The organism is Legionella worsleiensis, from assembly GCF_001467535.1.
GTDB lineage: Bacteria > Pseudomonadota > Gammaproteobacteria > Legionellales > Legionellaceae > Legionella > Legionella worsleiensis.
In genome coordinates this window covers 120,708-136,869 of the sequence record NZ_LNZC01000004.1, presented here as the reverse complement: position 1 = coordinate 136,869, position 16,162 = coordinate 120,708, and the positions used below count along the sequence as shown (strand labels likewise).

The window sequence follows — 16,162 nt, the reverse complement described above, 5'->3', positions numbered from 1 at the left end:
GAGGCGTTGAAGTGATCAAATACTCCGGAATCGGTGATCAAATGCCTAACGGAATTAGTGATCAAGTCCTCCGGAATACGCAATCACCTGTAACAGTGGACGAACTATCAGCTCTCTATCCTCAAGCTGCAGCTTTGTGTAAAGCCGATGAAGTAGAAATGCAAAAAGCCAGAACATCTACATTAGAACTCCAAAAGAAGAAAAGGGGGTTGGTGGCTTTATGGACTCATTTTTCCAATATTTCAATCGAATCATTAAAAAAAGACTTTAATGAATTAGGCGTTACATTTAATTTATGGAATGGTGAAAGCACTGTTCATGATCTGGCAGCGAGGTTAATTGAAACGTTGATAGAAGATAAAATAGCTGTAGAAAGCAATGGAGCAACTATAATTGAATTAGAGGAAGATATGCCTCCTTTAATATTAAAGAAGTCTGATGGGGCCTTTATGTATGGCACAACAGATTTAGCTACTATAGTTGAAAGAGTCAATACTATTAGTCCAGATTTAATTTTATATGTTGTAGATAAGCGCCAGTCTCTTCATTTCAAGCAAGTGTTCCAGGCAGCCAAAAAATGCCAATTGGCTGATTCTGTTATTTTAGAGCACGTGGGTTTTGGTACGGTCAATGGTTTGGATGGTAAACCATTCAAGACCAGAGGTGGCGGAACTATGAGCCTGAAAGATTTAATTAAAGAAGCTAAAATTAACGCTGGTTCTCGTTTTAATAATAATGATATAGACGAGAATTTAAAAAATGACATAATTAACAAAATTGCCTTATCTACATTAAAAATTGCCGATTTATCAAACCCTAGAATCTCTGATTATATATTTGATTTAAAGGTTGCCTCACAATTTGAAGGTAAAACAGGACCTTATCTTTTATATTCTGCGGTCCGTATTAAATCGATGCTTCAAAAAACTAACCCTCTTGATGAAAGCAATCTAAAAATATTACCAGCAGTAAATTTATTTGAAGAAAATTTACAATTAACTTTTACAAGGTTACCTAAAGCCATATTTACTGCTTATACTAAATTTGAACCCCATCATCTTTGTGATTTTGCTTTTGAACTTGCTTCAGCTTATAACCGATTTTATGCTTCTTGTAATGTTCTAACAGAAGAAAATGTAGCGATTCGTAATTCCCGTTTAGCAATGTCAGCTTTAACACTAAAGCAACTGCTTTTAACCTTTGATATTTTGGGTTTAGAGGTTCCAGAAAAAATGTAAGGAACAGCTGATGTAGTCAAATTAGACCTCTAAAATTCGTTTTAGTTTGCTGAGCTGTTCTATTTTTTTCTCTTCGGGAATTTTGTTAATGTTTTGTAACTTCCATTGAATACCGGGAAGATTTTCAATGCCATCTATAGGTAGTAATGACCAGTCAGGATTGCCAGACTTTAATTGAATTAAAAACATTTTTTCTGTTTCGGTAAAAGAACTCAGCAGCAGTTTAGGTAAATGTGCTCGAATGTCTTTTAATTCTTCATGTGTGGTAGGAATAGAAGTCATGCCAGAAAACTCATTTTGAAAAGTGTTTTCAAATTCCTTTTGTGATGCTTCTGTTGTTCTTGGTTCAAGAAGTTCATGCATAGGTCTTGATCCACTGGCAAGATAAACAATGAATGCTTGCCGAACTGCTTCGGTTAACCCCTGATTTTCTAATAAAAGTTTTATATCAAACAGATCACGAGGGTGATACCTATCTAAGGCTGCGCATATTTTGCCCCCGTATAAATCAGCCACAGATAATGTTTTAATGCGCATAAATTTTAAAAACTGTTCTTGGGCTTTGTCGCATAGCTCTTTTTCTTCACAAGGAAATACCGAACCCCTTAAGACAAAATTGGGTTCAATCTTGATCATGCCATTATTGGAATAAACCTGTAGTTTGGATATTGAGCCGTTTTTCATAGGTACGGTTTTAACTGTCACTCCTAATTGCTCGATTAGCTGTTTCATTTTCAGTAATTCAACTTCGATATTTGAAAGGAAAACATCTCGGCTCTCAATAGGTAAATAAGTCAGGTCAATATCAACACTTAATCTGGGCATATCATGGATGAATAAATTAATTGCTGTGCCACCTTTTAAAGCGAAACATTTAAAATCATTAAGTACAGGTAAAACTTCGAGCAATAAAGCCACTTGATTTTTATAACCGTCTTGAAAACTCAATGCATTACTCCTTTACTTCAGGCAAAGACAGCTGATATTTAGAAAAATATTTTCCGCCTTCAGCTAATACTCGCTTACCTTTGCCCAAATCTACTTTTGTTAAATCCAAACTAGAAAACCAAGGATGATTAAATTGTTCACTTAAATGTAAGAAAAGCCTTTTTACTTTGATTGAATGGCAGTCCTCTAGTAATGCCTGGATTATTTTAGGCCTTAATTGAGTTAGGTTTTCTATTAAGTAGGTTATCTCATTCAGTGATTGGTGCTGAGGATATAAATAAAGTAGTTCAAGCGCGGCTCTTTCAGGACTGGATATTTTTAAGTTTATGCCATTGATAGGTCGTTCTACTAATCCTTGATCATTAGAAAATAATGAGGATTTGTATATCTCAAATTCTGCATTCCATGTATTAGCTAATAGCCATTTTGGTATTTTAGTAATTGCAGGCGCAAATAGCATGATGTGCTGCATGCCTTGCATAGATACAAAATGCCCTAATCCTAATAAATGCAAGGCAGTTTTTGCTCCTACATGGATTGGAGTTGCTAGCTGTGTTTGCAGCGCATTAATCGCTCCTTCCCAAGTGATGTGATCGCCTGCTTTTTTATAAGCGTTAGTTCCGAGCTTTTCTAATAGCCCTGAGTGGACATACCACCAAGCCAGCTTGGACGATACGCCTTGCTCTTCAAGCCATGCGGCAGTTAATACCACGCCTGAGGGGGCTGTAACCATAAAATGGTTTATTTTTGATTCGTTATTTCTAGTCATACTAGATATTATAGCATAAAGTTAAACCTAGGTTTAATTTAACTAGAAATATTCGAGGATTCCTAGAATTTTTAAATAAAATGTAAACTTTTTATAATTGTATGATTTAATGGGTGATATTTTATAGTCAGTGTGTTACAGCGAAGGAAAACTCACTCGTGCATTTTTATGTAGAGGAGTGAGCCATATTATTTGTAGTATAATCTAATTAATGACATTTATGGTAGTCAATTACCATTAGCCGAGGTTATAAATATTAAATGGGCATAACAGTATAAAAAATGAATTACACTGAAGCAGATATTAAAACTAAATTTATTCTTCCTGCGCTTAAGAAGGCAGGATGGGATCTATTTGCTCAGGTTGGATAAAAGTTCACTTTTAAACTACGCCGAGATGCCTGTATTAACTAGCTAAATTGGTTAATAAGTTTATTGCTACGCTAAATAATACCTCTAATTTTAATCCGAAATGCTTTAACCTGAGCAGTTGTTCTGCCATGTTTTAAAGCATTGGCACTACAACGAGGCGCTCCTGAGCCCTTGGCGCAGCCATGAATGAGACAATGATTTTTACCTGTCATCCCAGGGCAGCGGCATGGGATTCCATTATTTCCTTTAGTTCTTGCCACACATCGTGGAGAGGAATCAAAAGCATGGTACTTTTTCTCGGTTCTTGAGGTTGTTTTCATATTTGACCCCTATTGCCCATATCCCCTTGCATATTTCCTATTCCTACTTGCCCATCCAGATTTGATTTCCCCGTTTGCAAGCAAACGGGCTACTTGCTGAAGAATAATAGTGTTATGTAGCCTGGTTGCTCGCAACCGGGATTTTGATTTAGGTTATTTAACAAAAGGACTCTCTTGTAAGGACTTTTTAACTATTCACTGGGAAAGACCCATTTTTCGCATTGCGATAATCTGGGAAAGAGCAATGAGTATGAGCAATTTTCCAAATTCCATCTTCTTTTTCAGCGATAAGTGTTCCACGTAAATGCTCAAAAGTATGCTTGGTACCATCAATTGTCACATGAGCATTGCAAATTGCGGCAGTCCATAAAGTATCTTGCGAAATAGGCACAAAGTTTATAACTTCAATTTCACCGTGCTCTGACTGGCTCCAATCTCTAAGTAATTGGGTTTCAATTTCCTTTAACCCTTGACGATACTCATCAAGGCCTGAACCCCACATGTTTGAATTTCTGGTAAATAAGTTCAATAAAAAAGGCAAATCACGCTTTTTATAACCTTCACAAAATTGCTTAAATAATTGCTCAGCAGGTTTTTCTTGAATTTTCATAATAAGATCTCCACATCAATAAAAGTTGATGCGATTATGAACCATTTTAGAATGGAGATCTGTCCGTAACATTCCCGGACAATTAAGCATGTATAATCCGTTCAAGTTCAGAAAAAGATGTGTAACCTGTACGCTGTTTCAATCTGATGAGATACGTTTCCACCGTTCTTGGCGAAATTTCTAGCATGTGTGCAATTTGCTTGTAGGAAAAGCCTTGCAGAACTAATCCCAGGCAAGCTACTTCCTGAGTTGTCAGATAAGTCATCCCTGCTTTACCCTTGGCTTTGACTTTACCCTGACTTAAGCACATCTCTTGATAATTCACATCTCTATACGCTTTAGGTAGCGCAATAGCGCTTTTGTCCATAATGTGTAGTAAATCCTTATTTTGCTTATCAAAGTCATAAATGAATTGTTCTATAGCCTTTATTTTATTTAGATAAAACGAACCAGGATTGGGGTGTTCATACGGTAAAGCGACGGCGATCATGTCATAGTAATTTTTAGTACGCCGCACTAGTGTTAAGCCATTATGAAAATTGAGTTTCTCTCTTGCCAGTTGTAACGGTGCCGTTAGAGGTAATGCCTCATCCCATAGAAACCAATAGAAAGGCACATTTTCATGCGCTTCTTCAAAAGAAGAAAAGACTATAGGTTGATCATGACATTTTTTGGCATATTCAAATAGACCGGTATTATTCGTTAAGCAGTTAATTGAGCCGTCGGCATAGCAACGAAGATACTGAAAATAATTAAACCCAAAGGTTTCAAGTAAGAAAGAGCTTGCTTCTTGTACTTTATATTTCAGCGTGAAAATAGGGTGGTCTAAATCTATTTTAATAGGCATGGAGGAGTCCTCATTCTTCAACAGAGGTTACCACCACTTTCAGGTAAGTGTACCCAGAGGGATTACGAAGAAATTTGATTTTAACCAGAAGCCTTGTGGGATATGGCTCCCCGGGACGGGCTCGAACCGCCGACCTAATGATTAACAGTCATCCGCTCTACCGACTGAGCTACCGGGGAATTGAGGCGAAATCTTAAAACGATTCCGCCTTCTGGTCAAGTGTATTTTAATAAATTTTTATTATTCACTGCAAAAACGTTGTAAACGGTTTAATGCGTCTTTTAATGTATCAATTCCTGTAGCGAATGAAATGCGGATACAGCCTTCGGTTCCGAAGGCGGAACCGGGTACTAATGCGACGCCTACTTCGTTTAATAATCTCTCGGAAAATTCGATGTCGTTGGCGTATCCTCTTTTTTCTATAATGCGTTGGACACTGGGGAAAATGTAAAAAGTACCATCGGCAGGGATAACCTCTATACCGTGTATGTTGTTTAGTCTCTCGACAACGTAGTTATGGCGTTGATGGAAGGCGTTGACCATCTCATGGACGCTGTCAGTGCCGCCATTCAAAGCGGCTACCGCTGCTCTTTGAGCAATGGAGCATGGGTTGGATGTGGATTGCGATTGAACGGTTTTCATGGCGTTGATTAACGGTGCAGGGCCTGCTGCATAGCCAATTCGCCATCCGGTCATGGCGTATGCTTTGGACACACCATTCAGAACTATGGTTCTGTCATATAATTCCGGGCAGGCGTTGAGTATGTTGACGAAGGGCTGGCTCCAGAGGATGTGTTCATACATGTCATCAGTGGCAATAAGAATATTGGGATGTTTTTTTAATACAGTTCCCAGCTCCTTTAATTCATCAAGGGTATAGGCTATTCCTGATGGGTTGGATGGACTGTTGAGAAAGATCATTCTGGTTTTAGGCGTAATGGCTTGTTCGAGCTGATGTGCGTTGATCTTATAGCGTTGCTCAGGAGTTGTTGAAATAATCACGGGTACTCCATCCGCTAATAAAACCATGTCAGGATAAGAAACCCAGTAAGGAGCAGGAATAATGACTTCATCGCCTTCATTAAGTAGTGCCTGGCATAAGTTATAGCAGCTTTGTTTTCCACCAACAGAAACCAGAATTTGATTCATCTGGTAGTCAAGCCCATTATCTCGCTGGAATTTTTTTTGGATTGCTTCTTTTAACTCAGGGATTCCATCTACGGCAGTGTATTTGGTATAACCTGCTTCTATGGCTGCAATGGCGGCGAGTTTTATATGTTGTGGTGTATCGAAGTCAGGCTCCCCTGTGCCAAGACCTATGATGTCCAGGCCTTGTGCTTTCATCTGAGCCGCTTTTGCAGCGACTGCCAGAGTGGGTGAGGGTTTTACTTTTTGTACACGCTTCGCCAATGCGATATCCATCTGTTACTCCTGTGAATTATCAGTGTCCTAGCATATAATATAGAATATGAAAGACTTATTTAAAATTTATTCAAATTACCAGCCAGCCGGCGACCAGCCTGCTGCAATCGCCTCTTTAATCGATGGCTTGCAATCAGGCTTGGCCAAGCAAACACTTTTGGGTGTAACTGGCTCGGGTAAAACCTTTACTATTGCTCATGTTATTCAGGCCATGAGAAGACCCGCTTTAATTATGGCGCCCAATAAAACACTGGCCGCTCAACTTTACGGTGAGTTTAAAGCGTTTTTTCCTGATAACGCAGTAGAATATTTCGTGTCCTACTACGACTATTATCAACCAGAAGCCTATGTTCCTGCTTCTGATACTTTTATAGAAAAAGACTCATCCATTAACGAACACATTGAGCAGATGCGTTTATCGGCAACCAAAGCATTAATTGAGCGTAAGGATGCAATCATAGTCGCTACTGTATCTGCAATCTACGGTTTGGGTGATCCTGATTCCTATTTGCGTATGGTATTACATCTTTCTCGTGGAGAACACTGTGAACAGCGTAAAATTTTAAAACGCCTTGCTGAAATGCAATACACGAGAAATACCTTAATTCTTGAACGGGGTCAGTTTAGGGTTCATGGTGATGTTATCGATATTTTTCCCGCCGATTCTGAAAAAGAGGCCATCCGAGTTGAATTGTTTGATGATGAGATAGAGAGTATTGCCCGTTTTGATCCGTTAACTGGCGAAATCTTACAACGTTTGCCTCGGATTACCATTTTCCCTAAAACACACTACGTTACTCCAAGAGAACGGGTATTGGAAACGGTGGAATTAATCAAAGATGAGCTGCAACATCGTCTTGCTGAATTTAACGCACAGAATAAACTGGTTGAAGCGCAGCGTCTGGAACAACGAACCTGTTTTGATATAGAAATGATGCTGGAGCTTGGTTATTGTTCGGGTATAGAGAATTACTCTCGTTATTTATCAGGACGGCAATCCGGTGAAGCGCCGCCAACCTTGTTTGATTATTTACCGCCTGAAGCCTTACTCATCATCGATGAATCGCATGTGACTGTTCCGCAGATAGGGGGCATGTATCGAGGCGATCGCTCACGTAAAGAAACATTGGTGAATTATGGCTTTCGTCTGCCTTCTGCTTTAGATAATCGACCCATGCGCTTTGAAGAGTTTGAAGAGCGGTCGCCGCAAACCATTTATGTTTCTGCAACACCAGGCCCCTATGAGCAGGAACATTCAGCCAATACTGCGGAACAGGTTGTCAGACCCACGGGATTAGTTGATCCAGAAGTCGAGATCCGGCCGGTACGAACACAGGTCGATGATTTAATGTCTGAGATTCGTCGGGTAATTAAAGACAGCGGGCGAGTGTTGGTGACTACTTTGACCAAAAGAATGGCTGAAGATCTTACCGATTACCTCACTGAGCATGGCATTAAGGTACGTTATTTGCACTCGGATGTGGATACGGTAGAGCGCGTTGAGATCATTCGTGATTTACGTTTGGGTGAGTTTGATGTGCTGGTTGGGATTAATTTGCTGCGAGAAGGTTTGGATATGCCAGAGGTTGCTTTGGTGGCTATTCTTGATGCGGATAAAGAGGGATTTTTGCGATCGGATCGTTCGTTAATCCAAACCATAGGTCGTGCAGCACGTAACGTAAAGGGCAGGGCTATTTTGTATGCGGATAAAATAACAGGTTCTATGCAACGAGCTCTGGATGAGACCAACAGACGAAGGGAAAAGCAAAAAGCCTTTAATGCACTGCATGGCATCACTCCTATGGGCATTAATAAATCTGTGGCAGACATTATGGAAGGTGCATACATAGGTAAACGGAAAACGGCTGTTGCTGAAAAAACGCCTCAGTACACGCAATGGTCAGAACAGGAATTAGTCAAACAGATTAATGTGTTGGAAAAGAAAATGTACCAGCATGCCAAGAATATGGAATTTGAACAGGCTGCTCAGGTTAGGGATGAGTATCTGTTATTGAAAGAACAACTCATTAAGAATTAACCCGACAAGCATAGATTTTGAACCCTGAGGTTCAGGTGGGGGGCGGATGAATCGGTTCAGGCTTACCACTGCTGTGGTGGTCTTGCACAACGCCAATTACAGGATGCTCCCCTGGCTTATGAGCGTTGGTTCTAAAATCATTCGCCATCGGGTTACCTTCATTATAGCAGTGCCTCATGATGAAAACATAGAGAAAAATCCGCAGAGTATGTAAAAAATTTCAAAGTGCTTATTAAAGAGGCAGCATTGCTGCATTCTAAGGATGTTGCCTCGTGTGCAAAAATTTGATGAGCTGTTTTTTGTTTCTCTTGACCGCTTGGTAAAACAGTCCATTATGTCATTATAAAACCGCAAGTCCCATTGCTTGACGGAAGACTTTTTCAACATTGTCATTCATGGATTAATGAGTTAGCATCCTCTGTCGGCATATGCCAAAATATTTGGCTTTTGCGGTGTTTGGCTATAAGGCGAATTCGGGTCAATGAAACGAAATAACTCTTCTGCGGTTTTGGGGAGTATGGTGCGTGAGTGGTAGATGATGAAATTTTTTGGTAAAGAACCAAAACTGGCAATTAAAACCAGGGAAGAGAATAGCGATAATGTACTGCTTGAACCATGTGCGCTAATTGCCTCTGAACCGCCTCATTCTTTGAGCGATGCACATAAGAACTTTGTAAAAGAAGTGTTATTAGGCGCTGTCTGTGCGGCCGTCCTCCTTCCCATAGGCCTGACGATTTCGTATATTGAATATAATCTGCGCCTTGTTTTAGAAAGACCCTGGGGCGAAAGGACTGATTTGGGTGCACTCGATTTTTGGTTCGTTTTGAGCGCTTGCATTTACAGTCCTCTTATTGAAGAATTGATTTTCAGAGGGATTCTTACTCGAGGTATTCGTTCTCTTTTAGAAACAACGAGCATAAACCAAAGCAGTGCCAAAGCAATTTCTGCCGCATCCAGCGCATTATTATTTGCGACTGCACATAGTTATGGCTCCGTATCCAGCAGATTTTTTTCTGCACTGGCTGCCGAGTTACTGGTTCATAAAACAGAGGGTAGGCTTACCGCAGCCGTAGCCAATCATATGACACATAATGCCATCATCACTGCATCTGTCGCTTTGTTTTCACGCTAAACTATTTTTCATGTTCCTGCTTACAGCAGGTGGAGCATTGCCGCACTTGGCTGCTGCAGTTTTTTGATAACCTAGAAGGAATCTGGATTAGCCATCTCCCAATAGACTTTAAATTGCGTCGGGATGTTGTTGCCAAGTAATTGACCCGGTGATAAATAGTCATAGAGCTCACTTAGCGGTTTGACATCATTAACCCCTATGCGCCTCATAATATGACTTGGTCTTAAATCACTGGGATTACTTAAACCCAGCGCACCAACCATTTCCAAAAAACTCTTCATGGTATTTTTATGATAATTAGCCACCTGATGTTTTTTTTCATCGACTACCAGGCCAAATTGCAAGCGTTTGTTTTGTGTTGCTATCCCTGTGGGGCATGTATTGGCATTACATTGTTTGGATTGCAGGCAGCCTATGGCCATCATCATTGCTCTGGCTGAGTTGCACATGTCTGCACCCAGAGCAATATTAGTAACCAGATCGAAGCCGTTGGTCACTTTACCGCTGCAAATGATTCGAATTTTATCACGGACATTGATGCCGACAAGAGCGTTATGGACAAAAACCAGCCCTTCTTCCAGCGGAGTACCAATAAAATTGGCATACTCTACCGGGGCGGCGCCTGTTCCGCCCTCTGCGCCATCCACAGTGATAAAATCAGGCATAATCTGCGTTTTCAGCATGGCTTTACATAGTGCAAGAAACTCATCTTTGCGGCCCAGACATAATTTAAAACCAACTGGTTTGCCGCCAGAAAGATCACGCAGTTTTTTAACGAAATGCAACATGCCAACAGGTGTATCGAAAGCCGTATGCGCAATTGGGGACAGCACATCTTGTCCCATTTTGACTTTACGTACTGTCGCAATTTCCTTAGTTAATTTAGCTGCAGGCAGTATTCCGCCATGAGAGGGCTTTGCTCCTTGCGATAGCTTGATTTCTATCATTTTTACTTCATCACGATGCGCTTCCTTGATAAATTCTTCATCGTTAAAATGACCATGCTCATCACGGCAACCAAAATACGCCGTTCCTATTTGAAAAATGATATCGCCACCTTGCAGGTGGTAGGGACTCAGCCCACCTTCACCAGTGTTGTGGGCAAATCCCCCAATTTGCGCTCCTTTGTTAAGCGCCATAATGGCGTTCCCGGATAGGGCGCCAAAACTCATGCCCGAAATATTCAGCCGGGATGCATTATAGGGTTTTTTACAATCGGGGCCTCCTACTGTAATGCGGTCTTCAACTTCTGCAGCGTGTTTCGGTACTAATGAATGCAGCGCCCAGGTATAACCAACACTGGAGATATCGCGTTCTGTTCCAAAGGGAATGGTGTCACGGGAATTTTTAGATCTTTGGTACACCAGTGAACGAATTTCCCGGTTAAACGGCAGTTCGCTTTCATCGGTTGCGATAAAATATTGCTGAATCTCCGGGCGAATGAATTCCAGAAAAAAACGCACGTGGCCTAATACCGGAAAGTTACGTAATATACTGCTTTTTGTCTGGCACACATCATAAATTCCCAGCACGATCAGTGGGATCATAAACCCGATAAACCACTTGATGTCATGAAGCATGGCAAAAAGAGCCAGTAAAATTAATAAAAGTACCCCAAATCCAAGATACCATTGACGTCTCATGATGAAATCCTTTCAACAAGTTGAATCGGTTTATTATAAAATAATATGCCACATAACCAGTGATTAATCAGTGTGCGGCAGGTTATCGGCTTCTCCGCCTACGGTTTTGTTAATTTTATTTTCTAAAGAAGTGATAAATTGAGTTACTTTTTGTCTTTGTTGCTCTTGTTCGGTTTTACACAAGATAAGTTCGTGACCAATATCCAGTGCAGCGAGAAGTAAATTATGGAAATTATCCAGCGTTCTGAACTTGTTTTTATTGCGTTGCATGTGCTCGTCTATCTTTTCAGCAGCGAGCAATAAGTTGGCTTCTTCACCTTCAGGGCATTTTATATCATATGATTTATTTAATATTTTCACTTTACAGGTTTTAATATGAGTCATTATTATGCCTTAACTGTAGCCTATGCTCTTTAAATAGTAGCAATTTTGCGGGAATGCAGCAAATAGTGATAATTTATTAGCAGGTGGTTAAGGCAGGTGAACACTCACTGTAAATCGGTTATCATTAATCATTTGTGAAAAACGAGTAAATTATGTCTGTAGAAAAATCTCATCTGCATTTGCCTGAATATGATCAATTTGTTGCATCTGTTGCTGTATTGTCCCTCAGTATTTCTGCAAGTGAATTGCATGGGATGATGTGCGGTTATCTGTGTGCAGGTGCTGACAGTCAGGGCGAGGCCTATTTACGCGCACTATTAAACAACAAAAAAGATGAAGAAAGCCGAAACGCTTTAATGATTATGTTTTCTGTTTATACAGTTAGCCAGCAACAAATCAATAATTTTGCTTTTGATTTTGAGCTTTTGCTACCCGATGGAGAGTGCTCGCTGGTCGAGCGAGCTCAGGCGTTTAGCGAGTGGTGCGAGGGCTTTACTCAGGGATTGACTATGGCAGGAGTGGGGATGGAGCAGTTTTACGAAGAAGAAGCGCAGGAAGCGCTCCAGCACATTATGGAATTTGCCGAACTGGACTGCGACACACTTGATGTAGATGAAGAAGATGAAAAAGCACTAATGGAAGTAAGCGAATATGCACGGTTGGCAGTAATTCGTTTGCATGGTGATTTAGTGATGAATGAAAGAGAACGCAACGGTTCGGAAACAACCCACTAATTAAAAAGGATGTGACTATGCTTGGTGAATATGAAAACAGACGAAAAAGGCTGGCGCAACAACTAGCCAAAGACAGCATCGCAATCGTTTCAGCAGCGCCGGAATCGCTGCGTAATGGCGATGCACATTATCGATTTCGCCAAGATAGTGATTTTTATTATTTAACTGGCTTTAATGAGCCCGATGCCGTGTTAGTCATCACCTCTGGTGATTCAGGCCAGAGCATCATGTTTAATCGTCCACGCAATCCGGCTCAAGAACAATGGACGGGTAAACGCCTGGGGCAGGAAGGCGCTGTGAGTGAATTGGGTATGGACAGCGCTTTTCCTATCAGCAGTCTGGACGCAGAGCTACCGCAATTGATGATGGGTAAGTCGGCTGTTTATTTTATTTTGGGCAGAGATTTAACTTTGGAAAAGCGTTTAATGCGGACTTTAAATGCGATTAAATCTCAAGTTAGAAAAGGGGTTAAAGCGCCTGAAACCTTTTGTGATCTGGAGCCTTTGCTCAGCGAAATGCGTTTGTTCAAAAGTGAAGCAGAGCTTGATTTAATGCGGCAGGCTGCCCGTATTTCAGTAGGTGCGCACCAAAGAGCCATGCAAGCATGCAAGAGCCTTGAATATGAGTATCAATTGGAAGCTGAATTGATTTATGAGTTCAGTCGACATGGGTGCCGAAGTGTTGCCTATGATCCTATAGTAGGCAGTGGGGGTAATGCGTGTATTCTTCATTATACTGACAACAACAAACCATTAAAAAACGGTGATCTCGTGTTGATTGATGCGGGTGCAGAGTTCGGTAATTATGCCGCAGATATAACCCGGACTTTTCCAGTTAATGGCCGATTTAGTCCCGAGCAAAAAATTATTTATGAATTGGTTCTAAAAGCGCAAAAGGCAGGAATAGCTGCAATTAAGCCAGGTCTTGCCTGGAATGCAGTGCAACAAATTATGGTTAAAATCTTAACTGCAGGTTTGGTTGAAATAGGTATTTTGCACGGAGCTGTGGATGAGTTGATAGAACAAGAGGCCTACAAGCCTTTTTACATGCATAATTCAGGGCATTGGCTGGGGCTGGATGTGCATGATTCAGGGCTATATAAAATCAACCATGAATGGCGGCCTCTTGAGGCCGGAATGGTATTAACCGTAGAGCCAGGAATATACATTAGTGCAGGAATGAGTGGTGTAGATCCACGTTGGTGGGATATAGGGGTGCGTATTGAAGATGATGTCGTGGTTACGGCTTCAGGACATGAGGTATTAACCGCTGCCCTTCCCGTTGACGTGGACGAAATAGAGGCTTTGATGCGTGGCTGATCAACAGACAGATATTCTCATAGTGGGTGGAGGCCTGGCGGGCGCCACATTAATGCTGGAGTTGCAGGATTTGGGGTATAAAACCTTGTTGGTTGAATCAAAACCCTTTAGCGACAAGGTCAATCCTGATTTTGATGCCAGGACTATTGCTTTGTCGCCGGCAAGTAAAACCATCCTGAATATGCTGGGGGTTTGGGGTATTTTACAGGAATACGCTACACCCATTAGCATGATTCATGTATCTGATCAGCACCGTTTTGGCGCATCCCGATTATGGGGGGATGAAGCCAACCCCTTAGGTTATGTTGTCGAAATTCAATACATTAATAGGGCATTGCATCAGTTATTAGACAAAAATCAGATTGTGGCTCCGGCATCAGTCAAAGCCTTGAGCGATGATCATAAAACCGTAACCGTGATGACTGAATCTGGCGAAATTACTATCGCAGCACAGTTAATCGTAGCGGCAGACGGTACTGATTCTAAAGTGCGCCAGTTATGTCATTTAACCGCCCAAACCAAAACATATAACCATTATGCCCTGGTAGCTAATGTTGCTTTACAAAAAGCGCACGATTATAAAGCGTATGAACGCTTTACCGCTCATGGCCCTCTAGCTTTGCTTCCCATGCAGGGTAATAAAATGTCGCTGGTTTGGGCTGTGCCCCCAGAGCAAGCCCAGGTTTTAACGGGATTGAAAGATGATCTCTTTCTTAAAGAACTGCAGCGGGCATTTGGTTATCGTTTAGGGCGTTTTACTCAAGTTGGCAAAAGATTTACCTATCCGTTACGCCAGGTTCTCATGCCGCAGCAAACCCAATGGCCTGTTGTTTTTGTTGGTAATGCCGCACATACCTTGCATCCTGTGGCTGGTCAAGGCTTTAATCTGGGTATTCGTGATGTTGCAGTTCTTGCCCAATGTATTGCCCATCATGGCTTAAATGCCTCAATGTTGGAACGATACATGCAGTTAAGGCAACATGATCAAAAAATGATTGCTCGTTTTACAGATGGGTTGATTCAACTCTTCACCACTCGATTACCAGGGGTGAGTCTGCTGCGCAATATCGGTCTTATTGCTCTCGATAACAGTACTGTTTTAAAAAATATACTGGCGCACTATGCCCGAGGATATGGCGGTGTGATTCCTGATTTGGTGTGCGAAATACCATTGAGCAAGCAGGAGTTTTTATGAGTCATCGATTTGACGTGTTAGTCGTTGGTGGTGGTATAGTCGGATTAACTGCGGCTATTGCCATGGCGCAACGTAATTACTCCGTTGCGGTCATTGATGCCGGGTCACTAACCGTTGATACATCCATTACCGATAGGCGAGTTTATGCCATCAATAAGGCATCGCAGTCTTTATTCAAGCAATTAGGTGTTTGGGATTTATTGGATGCGTCTCGAGTTTCCCCATACCATCACATGCATGTTTGGGACGCCCAGACCGGTGCGCATATAGATTTTGATTCACGACTTATCGCAGAACAGCGTTTGGGTTCCATTATAGAAGAATCCATTTTAAAGCAAGGACTATTACTCAGGGCATTAGACCATAAAAACATCAGTCTATTTGCACACTGTAGTGTTGATGAGGTAGAGAATTCGGAACGCAGTATTAACATACGCAGCGAACAACAGGTTTGGGAAGGGCAATTATTGATGATTGCTGATGGGGCGCATTCGCCAACTCGAAACGCATTAAAGATAGAACTAACCAGCTGGTCTTATCACCAAAATGCCTTGGTAGCTACTGTGCGTACAGAGAAACCTCATCTAAAAACAGCATTTCAGGTTTTTAATCCTGATGGCCCTTTGGCGTTTTTACCTTTGGTTGACTCACACCATTGCTCCATTGTCTGGTCTAGCGATTCCGAGCGAGCCCAGGCATTAATGGCGCTTACCGAGTCTGATTTTAATGCGGAGCTTACCCGGGCGTTCGCAAACGAACTGGGACAAGTGGAATTAATCAGTCCACGCCATCAATTTCCCTTGCAAATGCGCCATGTCAAACACTATACCGGTACACGGTGGTTGCTTTTAGGAGATGCTGCTCATACCATTCATCCCTTGGCCGGATTAGGATTAAATCTTGGCTTAGCTGATATTGCATCCTGGCTTAAGCTTAACGAGCAAATCCAACACACTCTGGTATCCAAAAAGATGTTGGGAGCCTATCAAAGAGAGCGTAAACATGCCGTTTGGCAAACCATTATGTTAATGGAAGGGTTCAAACACTTATTTTCTCAGACGGATAAGCCAATCACTCTGTTACGTGGCCTGGGGTTGCGGATGTGCAATGAACTCAATCCGATAAAGAGATTATTTGTTGCGCATGCTGCAGGTTAATACTTTTTTTATTCCAAGAACCACTCTACTCAATA

At 41.5% G+C, this 16,162-nt stretch carries 15 protein-coding genes and 1 tRNA gene; 7 read left to right on the top strand and 9 right to left on the bottom strand.

Features of this window, described 5'->3' with window-relative positions:
• On the top strand, positions 1-1,238 hold a 1,238-nt coding region (argS, locus tag Lwor_RS03180; protein ID WP_238584611.1), incomplete at its 5' end, for an arginine--tRNA ligase domain-containing protein.
• 21 nt (positions 1,239-1,259) lie between these two features.
• On the opposite strand, the gene Lwor_RS03175 is transcribed toward argS, so the two are convergent.
• The 7 genes from Lwor_RS03175 to Lwor_RS03145 form a co-directional block, all read right to left on the bottom strand.
• Positions 1,260-2,186 carry a nucleotidyl transferase AbiEii/AbiGii toxin family protein gene (locus Lwor_RS03175; protein WP_058492453.1) on the bottom strand — a complete coding sequence of 309 codons (927 nt, stop codon included), beginning with the start codon at positions 2,184-2,186 and terminating at the stop codon, positions 1,260-1,262.
• Positions 2,187-2,190: 4 nt separating this feature from the next.
• Positions 2,191-2,955, bottom strand: a complete 765-nt coding sequence (locus Lwor_RS03170; RefSeq protein WP_058492452.1) for a type IV toxin-antitoxin system AbiEi family antitoxin — start codon at positions 2,953-2,955, stop codon at positions 2,191-2,193.
• A 442-nt stretch (positions 2,956-3,397) separates the two neighbouring features.
• Entirely contained in the window at positions 3,398-3,646 is a 249-nt protein-coding gene (locus Lwor_RS03165) for a hypothetical protein (RefSeq protein WP_058492451.1), read from the bottom strand.
• 187 nt (positions 3,647-3,833) lie between these two features.
• The gene (locus Lwor_RS13300; protein ID WP_065235834.1) at positions 3,834-4,256 is read right to left on the bottom strand and encodes a nuclear transport factor 2 family protein; all 423 of its coding nucleotides are present in this window, start codon (positions 4,254-4,256) and stop codon (positions 3,834-3,836) included.
• A gap of 82 nt (positions 4,257-4,338) precedes the next feature.
• A complete protein-coding gene (locus Lwor_RS03155) occupies positions 4,339-5,103 on the bottom strand; it encodes a helix-turn-helix transcriptional regulator (protein WP_058492450.1) in 765 nt (254 codons plus the stop codon).
• Positions 5,104-5,206: 103 nt separating this feature from the next.
• Positions 5,207-5,282: transfer RNA gene (locus Lwor_RS03150), tRNA-Asn, on the bottom strand.
• A gap of 61 nt (positions 5,283-5,343) precedes the next feature.
• Positions 5,344-6,525, bottom strand: coding sequence for a pyridoxal phosphate-dependent aminotransferase (locus Lwor_RS03145; RefSeq protein ID WP_058492449.1), 1,182 nt, complete (start codon positions 6,523-6,525; stop codon positions 5,344-5,346).
• Between the two features lie 46 nt (positions 6,526-6,571).
• On the opposite strand from Lwor_RS03145, the gene uvrB reads away from it, so the two are divergent.
• Complete coding sequence (gene uvrB, locus Lwor_RS03140; RefSeq protein ID WP_058492448.1) at positions 6,572-8,563, top strand: excinuclease ABC subunit UvrB; 1,992 nt, start codon at positions 6,572-6,574, stop codon at positions 8,561-8,563.
• Positions 8,564-9,098: 535 nt separating this feature from the next.
• Positions 9,099-9,695, top strand: coding sequence for a CPBP family intramembrane glutamic endopeptidase (locus Lwor_RS03135; RefSeq protein WP_058492447.1), 597 nt, complete (start codon positions 9,099-9,101; stop codon positions 9,693-9,695).
• 71 nt (positions 9,696-9,766) lie between these two features.
• Here Lwor_RS03135 and Lwor_RS03130 read toward each other — a convergent pair whose 3' ends face one another.
• Together Lwor_RS03130 and Lwor_RS03125 are read right to left on the bottom strand one after the other, a co-directional pair.
• Complete coding sequence (locus tag Lwor_RS03130) at positions 9,767-11,338, bottom strand: FMN-binding glutamate synthase family protein (RefSeq protein ID WP_058492446.1); 1,572 nt, start codon at positions 11,336-11,338, stop codon at positions 9,767-9,769.
• Between the two features lie 63 nt (positions 11,339-11,401).
• Positions 11,402-11,722, bottom strand: coding sequence for a cell division protein ZapA (locus Lwor_RS03125; protein ID WP_058492445.1), 321 nt, complete (start codon positions 11,720-11,722; stop codon positions 11,402-11,404).
• A 152-nt stretch (positions 11,723-11,874) separates the two neighbouring features.
• Between Lwor_RS03125 and Lwor_RS03120 the strand changes: the two genes are divergently transcribed.
• The 4 genes from Lwor_RS03120 to Lwor_RS03105 are packed head-to-tail and all read left to right on the top strand — an operon-like array spanning position 11,875 to position 16,127.
• A complete protein-coding gene (locus Lwor_RS03120) occupies positions 11,875-12,456 on the top strand; it encodes a UPF0149 family protein (RefSeq protein WP_058492444.1) in 582 nt (193 codons plus the stop codon).
• A 17-nt stretch (positions 12,457-12,473) separates the two neighbouring features.
• Positions 12,474-13,775, top strand: coding sequence for a Xaa-Pro aminopeptidase (gene pepP, locus Lwor_RS03115; RefSeq protein ID WP_058492443.1), 1,302 nt, complete (start codon positions 12,474-12,476; stop codon positions 13,773-13,775).
• Complete coding sequence (gene ubiH / locus Lwor_RS03110; RefSeq protein ID WP_058492442.1) at positions 13,768-14,970, top strand: 2-octaprenyl-6-methoxyphenyl hydroxylase; 1,203 nt, start codon at positions 13,768-13,770, stop codon at positions 14,968-14,970. The genes pepP and ubiH overlap by 8 nt, the downstream gene beginning before the upstream one ends.
• Entirely contained in the window at positions 14,967-16,127 is a 1,161-nt protein-coding gene (locus tag Lwor_RS03105) for an FAD-dependent oxidoreductase (protein ID WP_058492441.1), read from the top strand. The genes ubiH and Lwor_RS03105 overlap by 4 nt, the downstream gene beginning before the upstream one ends.
• Positions 16,128-16,162: the final 35 nt, after the last annotated feature.

Bases quoted from the DNA above. Each gene is read 5' to 3' on its own strand.
- Lwor_RS03130 (WP_058492446.1), bottom strand. From the start codon at position 11,338: ATGAGACGTCAATGGTATCTTGGATTTGGGGTACTTTTATTAATTTTA.
- Lwor_RS03105 (WP_058492441.1), top strand. From the start codon at position 14,967: ATGAGTCATCGATTTGACGTGTTAGTCGTTGGTGGTGGTATAGTCGGA.
- Lwor_RS13300 (WP_065235834.1), bottom strand. From the start codon at position 4,256: ATGAAAATTCAAGAAAAACCTGCTGAGCAATTATTTAAGCAATTTTGT.
- Lwor_RS03135 (WP_058492447.1), top strand. From the start codon at position 9,099: ATGATGAAATTTTTTGGTAAAGAACCAAAACTGGCAATTAAAACCAGG.
- Lwor_RS03165 (WP_058492451.1), bottom strand. From the start codon at position 3,646: ATGAAAACAACCTCAAGAACCGAGAAAAAGTACCATGCTTTTGATTCC.
- Lwor_RS03155 (WP_058492450.1), bottom strand. From the start codon at position 5,103: ATGCCTATTAAAATAGATTTAGACCACCCTATTTTCACGCTGAAATAT.
- Lwor_RS03125 (WP_058492445.1), bottom strand. From the start codon at position 11,722: ATGACTCATATTAAAACCTGTAAAGTGAAAATATTAAATAAATCATAT.
- pepP (WP_058492443.1), top strand. From the start codon at position 12,474: ATGCTTGGTGAATATGAAAACAGACGAAAAAGGCTGGCGCAACAACTA.
- Lwor_RS03170 (WP_058492452.1), bottom strand. From the start codon at position 2,955: ATGACTAGAAATAACGAATCAAAAATAAACCATTTTATGGTTACAGCC.
- Lwor_RS03120 (WP_058492444.1), top strand. From the start codon at position 11,875: ATGTCTGTAGAAAAATCTCATCTGCATTTGCCTGAATATGATCAATTT.
- uvrB (WP_058492448.1), top strand. From the start codon at position 6,572: ATGAAAGACTTATTTAAAATTTATTCAAATTACCAGCCAGCCGGCGAC.
- Lwor_RS03145 (WP_058492449.1), bottom strand. From the start codon at position 6,525: ATGGATATCGCATTGGCGAAGCGTGTACAAAAAGTAAAACCCTCACCC.